This window comes from Streptomyces glaucescens (assembly GCF_002154375.1).
In the GTDB taxonomy this organism is placed as follows: domain Bacteria; phylum Actinomycetota; class Actinomycetes; order Streptomycetales; family Streptomycetaceae; genus Streptomyces; species Streptomyces glaucescens.
Window position 1 is genome coordinate 228 of record NZ_MUND01000346.1, and the last position, 12,430, is coordinate 12,657.

Consider the following 12,430-nt stretch of genomic DNA (forward strand, 5'->3'; position numbering starts at 1 on the left):
GCGCGCGGCTTCTTCGACCACACCGACCCCAGCGGGGCAACCCCCTGGGACCGGGCCGAGAAGGCCGGCATAAGCGACCTCGGCGGCGAGAACATAGCCCGCGGCCAGGCCGACGCGGCAGCCGTCATGGATGCCTGGATGAACAGCCCCGGCCACCGCGCCAACATCCTGAACTGCGAGTTCACCACCCTGGGCGTCGGAGTCCACTTCGGCCAGGACGGCCCGTGGTGGACCCAGGACTTCGGGTACTGAGCCGCTGACTCCCGGTAAGCGCTACCCCTCGGTTCGCGCTGTCATCACCTAAGCTGGACGTATGACCACCGCCCAGGAGCGCTTCGCCGAGCAGGAGCTGCCCTACAACGTGTTCTCCAAGGCGTGTCCGTCGCGCGGGACGCTGGAGCATGTCACGGGGCGCTGGGGGGCGCTCACGCTCGGGGCGTTGTACGAGGGCTCGTTCCGGTTCAACGAGCTGCGCCGCCGGGTCGACGGGGTCAGCGAGAAGATGCTGTCCCAGACGCTGCACGCGCTGGAGCGCGACGGCCTGGTGCACCGCGAGGCGCAGCCCACCAACCCGCCCCGGGTCGACTACGAACTGACGCCTCTCGGCCGTGAGGTCACCGAGCGTCTGATGAGCCTGATCCAGTTCGTGGAGGGCCGCATGGACGACGTCCTGGCCGCACGGGAGCGGTACGACTCGGCACGCGCCCCCCGCTGACCCGCCGCCCTACGCCGAGATCCGCGGCGGGCGCTGGCAGCGCGGGCAGTGGTAACTGGAGCGGTTCATCCACGGGCGGCGGCGCATCGGCGTGCCGCACCGCTTGCAGGGCTGTCCTTCACGGCCGTACGCGTCGAGTGAGCGGTCGAAGTAGCCGGACTCGCCGTTGACGTTGACGTAGAGGCTGTCGAAGCTGGTGCCGCCGACCGCGAGGGCCGCGTTCATGACGTCCCGGACGTGGCCGAGCAGCTCCCGGGTGCGGGGACGGGTGAAGGTGGAGGTCGGGCGGTCGTAGTGGAGGCGGGCCCGCCACAGTGCCTCGTCCGCGTAGATGTTGCCGACGCCGCTGATCAGCGACTGGTCGAGCAGGGCCCGCTTGATGGTGGTGCGCTTGCGGCGCAGCGCCTGGTGGAAGGCCTCCTCGTCGAACAGCGGGTCGAGGGGGTCACGGGCGATGTGCGCGATGACGTCGGGCAGGCCGCCGGGGCCGGTGTCGTGCAGCGACAGACCGCCGAAGGTGCGCTGGTCGACGAAGCGCAGTTCGGTGCCCAGCTCGTCGGTGAACCGGACGCGGATGCGCAGGTGCTTCTCGTCGGGCGCCTCGTGCGGCTGGACGAGCAGCTGGCCGCTCATGCCGAGGTGGGCGAGGACGGCCTGGCCGCTGTCCTCCAGGGGGAGCCACAGATACTTGCCGCGGCGGCTGGGGGTGCCGATCCGGTGGCCCTCGAGACGGTGCGCGAAGTCGTCGGGTCCGGCGGTGTGCCGGCGTACGGCGCGCGGGTGCAGCACCTCGGCGTCGGCGACGGTCCGGTGGGCGACCCACCGTTCCAGGCCGCGCCGGACGACCTCGACCTCGGGCAACTCGGGCATGGGGACCCCCGGGAGAGCGAAGGAGAGGGAAGGACCGAGCGCCCGCCCCGGCAGGCGGGGCAGGCGCTCGGTCGGGTGGGTCAGGCGGTCGCCGACGAGGTGTCGGTCGCGCTGCCTTCCGTGGCCGGAGCGGCGTCGACGGCGGTCGCGGCCGCGACTGCCGCCGCCTTGGCCCGCTCGTCCGCGGCGGCCCGGATGGCCCGCCAGGCGGACTCCGCGGCCTGCTGCTCGGCCTCCTTCTTGCTGCGGCCGGTGCCGGTGCCGTACGAGACGCCTCCGACGCGGGCGGCAGCAGTGAAGGTCTTCTCGTGGTCGGGGCCGGTCTCCGTGACCAGGTACTCGGGGACACCGAGTCCTTCGGTCGCGGTCAGCTCCTGGAGCGATGTCTTCCAGTCCAGGCCGGCGCCCAGGTTGGAGGACTTCTCGATCAGGGGGTCGAACAGGCGGTGCACCAGCTCCGCCGCCGAGTCCAGGCCCTGGTCGAGATAGACGGCGCCGATCACCGCTTCGAGGGTGTCGGCGAGGATGGACGCCTTGTCCCGGCCGCCCGTGCCCTCTTCACCCCGGCCGAGCCGGATGAAGGAGCCGAGGTCCAGCGTTCGTCCCACTTCCGCCAGCGCACGCGAGTTGACCACCGCGGCCCGCAGCTTGGCCAGCTGGCCTTCGGGCAGGTCGGGGTGGGTGCGGTACAGCGTGTCCGTGACGACGAGGCCGAGGACGGAGTCCCCCAGGAACTCCAGCCGCTCGTTCGTCGGCAGACCGCCGTTCTCGTACGCGTAGGAACGGTGGGTCAGCGCTCGCACCAGAAGGGCGGACTCGACCTTGTAGCCGAGCCGCCCTTCCAGAAGCGTGTGGGACGAGGCCTGGTTGTCCGCAGAGTTTTTCTTCGGCGTGGACACAGTGCCTCTCACCAGCCGCTCAGACCTCGAGGACCTGGCGCTTGTTGTAGGTGCCGCACGACGGGCACGCGATGTGCTGCTGCTTGGGCTCGTGGCAGCGCTCGCACGCAACCAGGGTGGGGACCGCAGCCTTCCACTGCGACCGGCGGTGGCGCGTGTTGCTGCGCGACATCTTCCGCTTCGGAACAGCCACGGCTACTTCTCCTGCTTCTCGTCGACGCCCGCTTCGGCGCCGCTCATCTCGTCCTTATCGCCGGATTCGAGCGAACCGGCGATTCCCTGCAATGCCGCCCAACGGATGTCGACGGCGTCATGGTGGTGGTCCGGGTCGTCCGCGAGGCGTGCCCCGCACTGGGAGCACAGGCCCGGGCAGTCTTCCTGGCACACCGGCTGCATCGGCAGTGCGAGCACCACCGCATCGCGCAGCACAGGTTCGAGGTCGAAGAGTCCGTCCTCGAGGAAGAGCCTGTCCTCGTCGTCCTCGGCGTCGTCGGCCGGTTCCGCTTTGACACGGCCCCGGTCGTCGGCGTCAGGGTACGAGAACATCTCCTGGAAGTCCGCTTCGAGCTCCTGCTCCAGCGGCTCCAGACACCTTACGCACTCCCCCTCGGCCGTTGCACGGGCGGTGCCTGTGACGAGCACACCTTCCATGACCGACTCGAGTCGGAGTTCGAGCTCCACCGGCTTGCCTTCCGGCACTCCGATGACTCCCTGGATACCGAGGTCCCGGGGAGCGTCGATCGTGCGGGTCAGGCGCTGCAGCGCGCCAGGACGCCGCCCCAGCTCGTGCGTGTCGAACACGAGAGGGTTGCGGTGGTCTAGGCGGGCGTGAGAGGCCATTCCTGCTTTCGATCTTCCAAGCTCGGACGGACGCCGCCCTCGGTGTTCCCGGGCAGCGCTGATCGCGAACGTACGCGCGACCGAAGAGCCAGGATACTTGACCTTTCGCTCTCGGCCCAATCCGCGGGGTCAGCCGTTGCCGCGCCCCTGTTCGTACGCCCGCAGCTGCTCCGCGCTGATCATGCTGGTGTCGAAGAGGCTGGTCTCGTCCAGGGCGTATCCCTGGTGGGCCTGCGGGGGCTGCGCGGGCTGCGGCGGGACCTGCTGGGCAGGCTGCTGCGCGTCGTAGGCGGCCTGCTGAGGGTCGTAGCCCCCCTGATAGGCGTAGGGGTCGGCCTGCTGGTAGCCGTACGGGTCCTGGGGGGCGTACCCCTGCTGGTAGCCGCCGTAGGGGTCGGGCTGCTGCTGGTAGCCGTACGCCGGCTCCGGCTGCTGCTGCGGGCGGGGCTGTTCCGTGCGGGCGTCCTGCTCCGCGAGCGCGGCGAGGTCGGCCAGATAGTCGGCGTCGCTGGAGTGCTGGACGGTGCTGGTGTCGTCGGCGAGCGCGCCGAGGTCGTCGCTGGCGATCCGGCCGTGCAGCTTCTGCCGGCCGCGCCCGACGGCCTCCAGGGTCTTGGCGAGGACCGCCTCGAAGGCGCCGAGCTTGACGTCCACGTACTCGTCGGCGGTACGGCGCAGGGTCTCCGGGTCGTGGCTGCGCTCGGGGGCGTCCTCGTCGGCGTAGCCCTGCTCGTCGAGGCCCGGGCCGGTGCCCAGCAGCTTCTCGCGGCCGCGGCCGACCGAGCCGAGCGTCTTGGTGAGGACGACCTCGAAGTTGGCGAGCTTGGAGTCGACGTAGTCGTCGGCCTCGGCGCGGATCTCCTCGGCCTCCTTGCGGGCCTCGGCGAGGATCCGGTCGGCCTCGGCCTGGGAGCGGCGGGCGACCTCGGTGTCGGAGATCAGCGAACCGCGCTGGGCGTGCGCCTCGGCGATGATCCGCTCGGCCTCCTGGCGGGCCTGCTCGACCATCTGCTCGCGGTCGCCGATCAGTTCCCGGGCCTGGGCGAGCGAGTCGGGCAGCGCCGCGCGCACTTCTTCGAGCATCGAGAGCAGGTCGGCGCGGTTGACCACGCACGAGGCCGACATCGGCATCGACCGGGCACTGGAGACCGCCGCGACGATCTCGTCGAGCTTCTTCTGCACGTCCACCGTGTGCTCGCCACTCTCTACAGCTGTGTTGGAGACGGACGGGACGACTGTACGGCCCTCGGGCGTCCGGTGGACACCGGGTGACGCCCCGTCAGGCGGTCAGTCCTGGCGCAACCGTCCGGTGAGGGCGTCGAGGACCACCGGCGGCACCAGGTGGGAGACGTCCCCGCCCCAGGCCGCGACCTCCTTGACCAGGGAGGACGACAGGAAGCTGTAGGTGGGGTTGGTGGGCACGAAGAGGGTCTCGACGCCCGTGAGGCCGTTGTTCATCTGGGCCATCTGCAGCTCGTAGTCGAAGTCGCTGACGGCACGGAGACCCTTGACGATGGCGGGGATGTCCCGCTCCTTGCAGAAGTCGACGAGGAGGCCGTGGAAGGCCTCGACGCGGACGTTGGCGTACTCGGAGGTGACCTGGCGGATCAGATCGATCCGCTCGTCGATCTCGAACAGGCCCTTCTTGGACTTGTTGATCATGACCGCGACATAGACCTCGTCGTAGAGACGGGAGGCGCGGGCAATGATGTCGAGGTGTCCGTTGGTGATCGGGTCGAACGACCCGGGACAGACGGCACGGCGCACTTGAGATCCCTCGCTCTCCGGTCCGGTCATGGTGCGTCTTCGCACGTAGAGGCGGCGCGACCGTACCAAAACGTTCCCTCTCCGTAGCGACGGGCCCTCAGCGGCTCGAAGCCGTCCGGCCACCGGAATTCACCGCCTCTGGTGCTGCGCTCCACGGTGACGAGGGCGTCCTCCGCGAGCCACCCCTCCGAGCGGAGTGTGAGCAGGATCTCGCGAAGATCGTGATCTGTGACTCGGTACGGCGGGTCCAGGAAGACGATGTCGTACGGCTGCTCCGGCGGGGCCGTACGGATGATCTGTTCCGCTTTGCCCGCTCTGACCTCGGCACCGGGCAGGCCCAGGCTCCGGACGTTCTCCCGGACGATCCGGGCGGCCCGGGCGTCGGCCTCGACCAGCAGGGTGTGGCCCGCGCCACGCGACAGGGCCTCCAGACCGACGGCGCCCGACCCGGCGTACAGGTCGAGGACCCGCTCGCCGTCCAGGGGGCCGCCGAGCAGGGACTGCCAGGTGGAGAAGAGGCCCTCGCGCGCGCGGTCGGAGGTGGGACGGGTGCCGGTCCCTGGCGGGACGGCCAAGCGGCGTCCGCCGGCCTTGCCGGCGATCACGCGGGTCATCTGGGGTCCTTGTTCGTGGGTGTCTTACCGGTTCAGTCTGGCAGGCGGCGGCGGGGCTGCGCGATCGCCGTGGGCGGGTGCGGGAGCCGGGTGGCTGGTGGCCGGTCGCGCTCCCGCCGCGGAGCCGCACATCGACACGGCCCCGCGCCCCTGGCCGGGTCCTCCTCAGCCCTTCTCCAGGTACTGCTCCCGCTCCTCGTCCAGAAGGGCGTCGAGGGCGGTGCGCAGACCCGGGAGGGAGGCCAGCTCGGGGTCGGCCGCCACCACCTTGGCGGCCTCGTCCCTGGCCTCCGCGATGATCTCCTCGTCCTCGATGACGGCGAGGACCTTGAGGCTGGTGCGGGCACCGGACTGGGCCTGGCCCAGGACGTCACCCTCGCGGCGTTGTTCCAGGTCGATGCGGGACAGTTCGAAGCCGTCGAGGGTGGCGGCGACCGCGTTCAGACGCTGGCGGGCGGGGCTCGCCTCGGGCATCTCGGTGACGAGGAGGCACAGGCCGGGCGCCGAGCCCCGGCCGACCCGGCCGCGCAGCTGGTGCAGCTGGGAGACGCCGAAGCGGTCGGCGTCCATGATGACCATGACGGTGGCGTTCGGGACGTTCACACCGACCTCGATGACGGTCGTGGCGACCAGCACGTCCGTCTCGCCGGCGGCGAAGCGGCGCATGACGGCGTCCTTGTCGTCGGGGTGCATGCGACCGTGCAGGACCTCGATCCGCAGGCCCCGCAAGGGGCCCTTGGCCAGCTCGTCGGCGACGTCCAGGACGGCGAGCGGGGGACGCTTCTCGGCCTCGTCCTCGGGGGACGGCTTCTTCGTCGCGCTCCTGGGGTCCGACTCCTCGTCGCCGATGCGGGGACACACGACGTACGCCTGATGGCCGTTCGCCACCTCCTCGCGGACCCGTTCCCAGGCGCGGGCGAGGAAGCGGGGCTTGTCGGCGGCGGGCACGACATGGCTGGCGATCGGGGAGCGGCCGGCCGGGAGCTGGTCGAGGACGGAGGTCTCCAGGTCACCGAAGACGGTCATGGCGACCGTGCGCGGGATGGGCGTGGCCGTCATGACGAGCAGGTGCGGGGGCTGCTTGCCCTTGCCGCGCAGGGCGTCGCGCTGTTCGACGCCGAAGCGGTGCTGTTCGTCGACCACGACCAGACCCAGGTCGTGGAACTGGACCTTGTCCTCGATCAGCGCGTGCGTGCCGATCACGATCCCGGCCTCGCCGGTGACCAGGTCGAGCAGGGCCTGCCGGCGGGCCGTGGCGCTCATCGAGCCGGTGAGCAGCACGACCTTGGTGGCGTGCTCGGCACCGCCGAGCATCCCGCCCTGGGCCAGCTCGCCCATCATCTCCACGATCGACCGGTGGTGCTGCTGGGCGAGCACCTCGGTGGGCGCGAGCATCGCGGCCTGGCCGCCCGCGTCGACGACGGCGAGCATGGCGCGCAGGGCGACCATCGTCTTTCCGGACCCCACCTCACCCTGGAGCAGGCGGTGCATCGGGTGCTCGGTGGCCAGGTCGTCGAAGATCTCCCGGGAGACCTTGCGCTGGCCCTCGGTGAGGGTGAAGGGGAGGCGGTCGTCGAAGGCGGCGAGGAGGCCGTCCGGCCGGGGCCTGCGGGGGACGGCCGGGAGCTGGGCGTCGGCGTGACGGCGGCGGGCCAGGGCGACCTGGAGGACGAAGGCCTCGTCCCACTTGAGGCGGTCGCGGGCGGCGGCGATGTCCGCCTTGGTGTGCGGGCGGTGGATCTTCAGCAGGGCTTCCGGGAGCGGCAGCAGGTCGCGGCCCTCGCGCAGGGCGCGTGGCAGCGGGTCGACGGCCTCCTGGGCGCTGGGCAGCACGGTCTGGACCGCCTTGCCGATCTTCCAGGACTCCAGCTTGGCGGTCGCCGGATAGATGGGGATCAGGGCGCCGGCCCAGGTCTCCACCGTCTCCTCGCCGTCGCCGCGCAGCAGTTCGTACGCCGGGTGGGCGAGCTGGAGGCGGCGGTTGAACAGCGAGACCTTGCCCGCGAACATCGCGGGGGTGCCCGGCAGGAGTTCCTTGAGGGGCTTGTGCACCCCGTTGCCGAAGAAGACCAGCTGGAGCCGGCCGCTGCCGTCGGTGATGGTCACCTCCAGGCGCTGGCCCTTGCCGCGGGGCGCCCGGGCGGAGGCGAAGGTGTGCAGCCGGGCGTCGGCGACCCGGGCGACCACCGTGACGTGCTCGTCCATGGGGAGGTCGGCGAGGTGGGTGAGCTGGCCCCGTTCCTCGTATCTGCGCGGGTAGTGGTGCAGGAGGTCGCCGACGGTGTGCAGGCCGAGATGCTCGGCCATCACCTTCGCGGTGGCGGGGCCGAGCACCTTCTTCAGGGGTTCGTCCAGTGCGGGCACGAGATCCATTGCACACCACGGCACTGACAACGCGCTGGGCGACCTGGCCTCCGCTGCCGGATCCGTCTCGGGAAACCCCTGGTCAGGCGGTTCCCTCCGGCTCTAGGATGGCGCGCCTCCGGCCATCCTTTCGCGGTCACCGCCACACCGGGGCCGCCCGACCCCGCGCCGTCGCCCCTCCCCCCACCGGCGCCGTGACGATGGACTCCCAGACCTCACAGTCATCACAGGCATCCCAGGCGTCTTCCCCGCCTCACACGTTCCAGGTCGACCTCCGCGGTCTGGTGGACCTGCTCTCCCATCACCTCTACTCCAGTCCCAAGGTCTACCTGCGGGAACTGCTGCAGAACGCGGTCGACGCCATCACGGCCCGGCGCGCCGAGCAGCCCGGCGCCCCGGCCCGGGTACGGCTGTACGCGGAGGGCGGCACGCTGCGCGTGGAGGACTCGGGCGTCGGGCTCACCGAGTCCGACGTGCACAGCCTGCTGGCGACCATCGGCCGCAGCTCCAAGCGGGCCGACGGCCTCCAGGAGGCGCGGGCCGACTTCCTCGGGCAGTTCGGCATCGGGCTGCTGGCGTGTTTCGTGGTCGCCGAGCGGATCCGGGTCGTCAGTCGCAGCGCCCGTACGCCGGATGCCCGGCCCGTGGAGTGGACGGCGTCGGACGACGGGTCGTACACCGTGCGGACCCTGTCCGACGATGCCCGGCCCGAACCCGGCACCACCGTGCACCTGGTGGCGCGGGCCGGCGCCGGCGAGTGGCTGTCGCGGGAGCGGGTCCTGGCGCTGGCGCGGGACTTCGGCGCGCTGCTGCCGTACGACGTACGGGTGGGCGAGGAGGCGGTCACCGACCTGCCCGCGCCCTGGGACCGGCCGTATCCCTCCCCCGCCGCCCGCCGGGTGGCGCTCGCGCGCCACTGCCACGAGCAGTTCGGCTTCACCCCGCTGGACTCGATCGGCCTCGACGTGCCGCTCGCGGGCATACGCGGGGTGGCGTACGTCCTGCCCTCCGCGGTCAGTCCCGCACAGCGGGCCCGGCACCGGGTGCACCTGAAGGGCATGCTGCTGACCGAGCGGGCCGAGCAGCTGCTGCCCGACTGGGCGTTCTTCGTGCGCTGCGTCCTCGACACCGACAGCCTGCGGCCCACCGCCTCGCGGGAGGCGCTGTACGAGGACGAGACACTGGCCGCCGTGCGGGAGGCGCTGGGCGAGCGGATCCGGTCCTGGCTGACCGGGCTCGCGGCCGGCGATCCACAGCGGCTGACGGCCTTCCTCTCCGTGCACCACCTCGGCGTGAAGTCCCTCGCCCGGCACGACCGGGAGATGCTGCGGACGATGCTGCCGTGGCTGCCGTTCGAGACGACCGACGGGCAGCTGTCCCTGGAGGAGTTCGCGCAGCGGCACGCGGTGGTGCACTACACGCGGACCGTCGAGGAGTTCCGGCAGGTCGCCCCGATCGCCTCCGCGCAGGGCATCGGCGTCGTCAACGGCGGCTACACCTACGACAGCGACCTGATCGAGGCACTGCCCTCGGTCCGCCCGGGAACGGCGGTCGCCGAGCTGGACGCGGACACGGTGACCGCGCATCTGGACCCGGTCGAGCCCGCTGCGGAGCTGGCCCTCGCCGACTTCCTGGCCACCGCCCGGGCCACCCTCGACCCGTTGGGCTGCGACGTCGTGCTGCGCGCCTTCCACCCGCTGTCGGTGCCCGCGCTGCACCTGGACGACCGGGCCGCCCGCCACGAGCAGGCCCGCGCGGAGGCCGAGGAACATGCCGACGAACTGTGGGCGGGCATCCTCGGTTCGCTGCGCGGCGGCGCCCCGCGCGCGCGGCTGGTGCTGAACCACCTCAATCCGCTGGTCCGGCGGATCAGTTCGCTGCCCGAGCGGGAACTGATCGGCACGGCCACGGAGTCGCTGTACGGCCAGGCCCTGCTGATGGCGCAGCGCCCGCTGCGGCCCGCCGACTCGGCGCTGCTGAACCGGGCGTTCCTCGGTCTTCTGGAATGGGCCACTCACCGCGAGGACGAGCACTGATGAGCGAGATCACGGACTTCGGCTCCCTGCGCGAAGCGCTGGCGGAGAACGCGGCGCGGCCGGAGGGACCGGCCCGCAACGCGCGCGCGGAGCAGTTGCTGGCCGCGGCGGAGCGGCTGGAGATCCCGCTGGCCGTGATCGAGGCGCTGGGCCACCAGCTCACGGTCTACAACTACAGCTCCGAGAAGGCCAAGATGTTCGTCCCGTTCGCGCGGCTGCTGCGCATGTGGGACGAGCGCCCCGAGGACTTCGACGAGCAGGAGGCCCACTCGCTGCACTGGGTCTTCAAGTGGATGACGACCGGCATGCTCGACCAGCCGCACATCCCGCTGGCCTCCGTCGAGAAGTGGCTCGGCGAGATGGAGCGGCGCTACCGGCTGGCCGGGCACTCCGAGCGGGCGGTGCGCAGCGCCGAGTTCCATGTCGCCGCGCACGTCGGGGACGTGCCCCGCGCGGAGCGGGCCTACGCGGCGTGGCTGGCCGCCGACCGGGACTCCATGGCCGACTGCCACGCCTGCGAGCTGGACGGGCAGGGCTGGTGGCAGGCGGAGCGGGGCCGGGACGAGGAGGCGCTGCGGATCTGGGGGCCCGTCCTGGACGGCGAGTTCTCCTGCGCCCACGAGCCGCACGCGGTGCTCGCCTCCTCGCTGCTGCCGCTGGTGCGGCTGGGCCGGCCGGACGAGGCGCGCGCCCACCATCTGCGGGGCTTGCGGCTGGTGCGGTCCACGGAGAGCATGCGCAGCGCGTACGCCGAGCACGTGGAGTTCTGCGCGCTGACGGGCAACGAGGCGCGCGCGCTGGAGCTGCTGGCGGAGCGGCCGGCGTACTTCACGGACAGCGGGCAGCCGCGCAGCGGGATGGAGTTCCTGAGCGTGGTGGCGCTGCTGATGGACCGGCTGACCGGGCTGGGGCTGGGCGGCCGGCAGGTGCCGGGACCGGCCGGCCGGGAGTGGACGGCACGCGAACTCGGGGTGCACGCGCGCGCGGAGGCGCTGGCACTGGCGGCGCGGTTCGACGAGCGCAACGGCACGACGTACGTCAGTGACCGCGTCCGGGCCCGTATGGATCAGCCGGCGCTCGTGGACCGGCTGCCGCTGGGCGTGCGCAATCCGCGCCCGGCACACACGGCGCACGCTTCAGCGCCTTCGCCTGCGCCGGTCACACCACCCGCGGTCCTGCCCGGCGTGAACGGCGCGCACGGCGCTGACGGCACGGACGGCGCGCACGGCACGGACGGCGCGGACTTGGGCGGGCAGGCCGGCCTGGACGCCCTGCTGGCCGAGGCACGGCGTCTGTCGGACGCGCTCCAGCCGGGCGCCGTCGAGGCATGGGCGGCGGTGGCGCGCGCCGCCGAGGCGACCGGGGGCGCCGGGCTCGACGTACGCGCCCGCGCGGAACTCGCCGACCACCAGGCGATGGGCCTCGGCCCGGAGGGCGCCCCCCTGTTCGAGCGCGCCGCGGAGCTGTACGCGGAGGCGGGTGACCCCGGCGAGGCCCTGGCCGCGCACGCGCGTGCCGCCTACGTGCGCGCGCTCGCGGGCGCCGTGGACGAGGCCGAGGCCGCCGTCGCCGAGCCGTACGACCGGGTCCTCGCCCTCTTCGCCGAGGAGGGCACGGGCATACCCCAGACCGCGTCGGTGCTGATGGCCCGGGCGCGGATCCTGATGCAGCGGGCGTACGGGGTGGAGGAACCCCCGTGGGACGCCGGGGAAGACGCCGCGGAGGGCGAGGGGGCCGAGGCGGAGGCGCCGGGGCTCACCGGGGACGAGGACGTGACGGGGCGGACCCAGGAACCGTGCACGGCCCAGGGCGGCACCGCGCAGGCTCAGGAGCCCTTCCCGGCGGAGGGCGCGTCCGGCGCGGACGACGCCGGGCCGGACGGGCCCGACGAGCCGTTCCCCGCCGTGCGGGCGCCCCGCCGGGCGCACCCCGTCCTGGCCACGGCGGAGACCGCCGTCCGGGAGGTGCTGGCGCTGGTGGACGGACACTGCGGGGGCGATGTCCAACTGGCCTCGCGGGCCGCCGAGGCGCGGGCGATGCTCGCGGAGCTGGCGGTCCGGGCGGGCGACGCACGGACGGCGGCGGCACTGTTCGCGCGGGCCGCCGGGGAGTACGTGGCGGCGGGCCTGCCGTGGTTCGCCGTGGAGTACGAGGCCCGGCTCGCCGTGCTGGCCCACCGGCTCGGTGACAGTGCGGAGGCGGCACGGGCGCTGCGCGCGGCACTGGCGCACGGCGGAGCCGAGCTGGAGCCCGTCGGACGGGCACAGCTGCACCTCCAGCTCGCCGAGGTGCTCGGCGGCGCGGGGCAGGCCGAGGAGGCCGCCG

The 12,430-nt window shown here is 72.5% G+C and carries 12 protein-coding genes; 4 read left to right on the forward strand and 8 right to left on the reverse strand.

Translation table 11 applies throughout. The features are described from left to right. Nucleotides 1–252 (forward strand): CAP domain-containing protein (locus tag CCN42_RS22440; protein ID WP_245877419.1); only part of this gene is annotated, 252 nt, incomplete at its 5' end. Nucleotides 253–313: 61 nt separating this feature from the next. Further along, nucleotides 314–715, forward strand: a complete 402-nt coding sequence (locus CCN42_RS22445; protein ID WP_086171459.1) for a winged helix-turn-helix transcriptional regulator — start codon at nucleotides 314–316, stop codon at nucleotides 713–715. A gap of 9 nt (nucleotides 716–724) precedes the next feature. Here the strand turns inward: CCN42_RS22445 and mutM are convergent, their stop codons facing one another. The 8 genes from mutM to recG all read right to left on the reverse strand — a co-directional run bounded on the left by mutM (nucleotide 725) and on the right by recG (nucleotide 8,078). Next, nucleotides 725–1,585 (reverse strand): bifunctional DNA-formamidopyrimidine glycosylase/DNA-(apurinic or apyrimidinic site) lyase, encoded by an 861-nt coding sequence (mutM, locus tag CCN42_RS22450; protein WP_086738221.1) that lies wholly within the window; start codon nucleotides 1,583–1,585, stop codon nucleotides 725–727. Between the two features lie 80 nt (nucleotides 1,586–1,665). Next, nucleotides 1,666–2,484 carry a ribonuclease III gene (gene rnc / locus CCN42_RS22455; protein ID WP_086171457.1) on the reverse strand — a complete coding sequence of 273 codons (819 nt, stop codon included), beginning with the start codon at nucleotides 2,482–2,484 and terminating at the stop codon, nucleotides 1,666–1,668. Between the two features lie 19 nt (nucleotides 2,485–2,503). Next, nucleotides 2,504–2,677 carry a 50S ribosomal protein L32 gene (gene rpmF, locus CCN42_RS22460; protein WP_003951102.1) on the reverse strand — a complete coding sequence of 58 codons (174 nt, stop codon included), beginning with the start codon at nucleotides 2,675–2,677 and terminating at the stop codon, nucleotides 2,504–2,506. Nucleotides 2,678–2,679: 2 nt separating this feature from the next. Next, nucleotides 2,680–3,324 (reverse strand): YceD family protein, encoded by a 645-nt coding sequence (locus CCN42_RS22465; RefSeq protein WP_086171456.1) that lies wholly within the window; start codon nucleotides 3,322–3,324, stop codon nucleotides 2,680–2,682. A gap of 129 nt (nucleotides 3,325–3,453) precedes the next feature. Beyond that, on the reverse strand, nucleotides 3,454–4,512 hold the full coding sequence (locus tag CCN42_RS22470; protein WP_086738223.1) for a F0F1 ATP synthase subunit B: 1,059 nt from the start codon (nucleotides 4,510–4,512) through the stop codon (nucleotides 3,454–3,456). 99 nt (nucleotides 4,513–4,611) lie between these two features. Next, entirely contained in the window at nucleotides 4,612–5,091 is a 480-nt protein-coding gene (gene coaD / locus CCN42_RS22475) for a pantetheine-phosphate adenylyltransferase (RefSeq protein WP_245877420.1), read from the reverse strand. A 26-nt stretch (nucleotides 5,092–5,117) separates the two neighbouring features. Beyond that, nucleotides 5,118–5,705, reverse strand: coding sequence for a 16S rRNA (guanine(966)-N(2))-methyltransferase RsmD (gene rsmD / locus CCN42_RS22480; RefSeq protein WP_086738225.1), 588 nt, complete (start codon nucleotides 5,703–5,705; stop codon nucleotides 5,118–5,120). 165 nt (nucleotides 5,706–5,870) lie between these two features. Next, entirely contained in the window at nucleotides 5,871–8,078 is a 2,208-nt protein-coding gene (gene recG, locus CCN42_RS22485) for an ATP-dependent DNA helicase RecG (RefSeq protein WP_086738227.1), read from the reverse strand. Between the two features lie 191 nt (nucleotides 8,079–8,269). Between recG and CCN42_RS22490 the strand changes: the two genes are divergently transcribed. Both CCN42_RS22490 and CCN42_RS22495 read left to right on the forward strand, forming a co-directional pair. After that, on the forward strand, nucleotides 8,270–10,105 hold the full coding sequence (locus tag CCN42_RS22490; RefSeq protein WP_086738229.1) for an HSP90 family protein: 1,836 nt from the start codon (nucleotides 8,270–8,272) through the stop codon (nucleotides 10,103–10,105). Beyond that, nucleotides 10,105–12,430, forward strand: a 2,326-nt coding sequence (locus tag CCN42_RS22495) for a hypothetical protein (RefSeq protein WP_086738231.1), incomplete at its 3' end; no start/stop codon positions are given. The genes CCN42_RS22490 and CCN42_RS22495, both read left to right, overlap by 1 nt.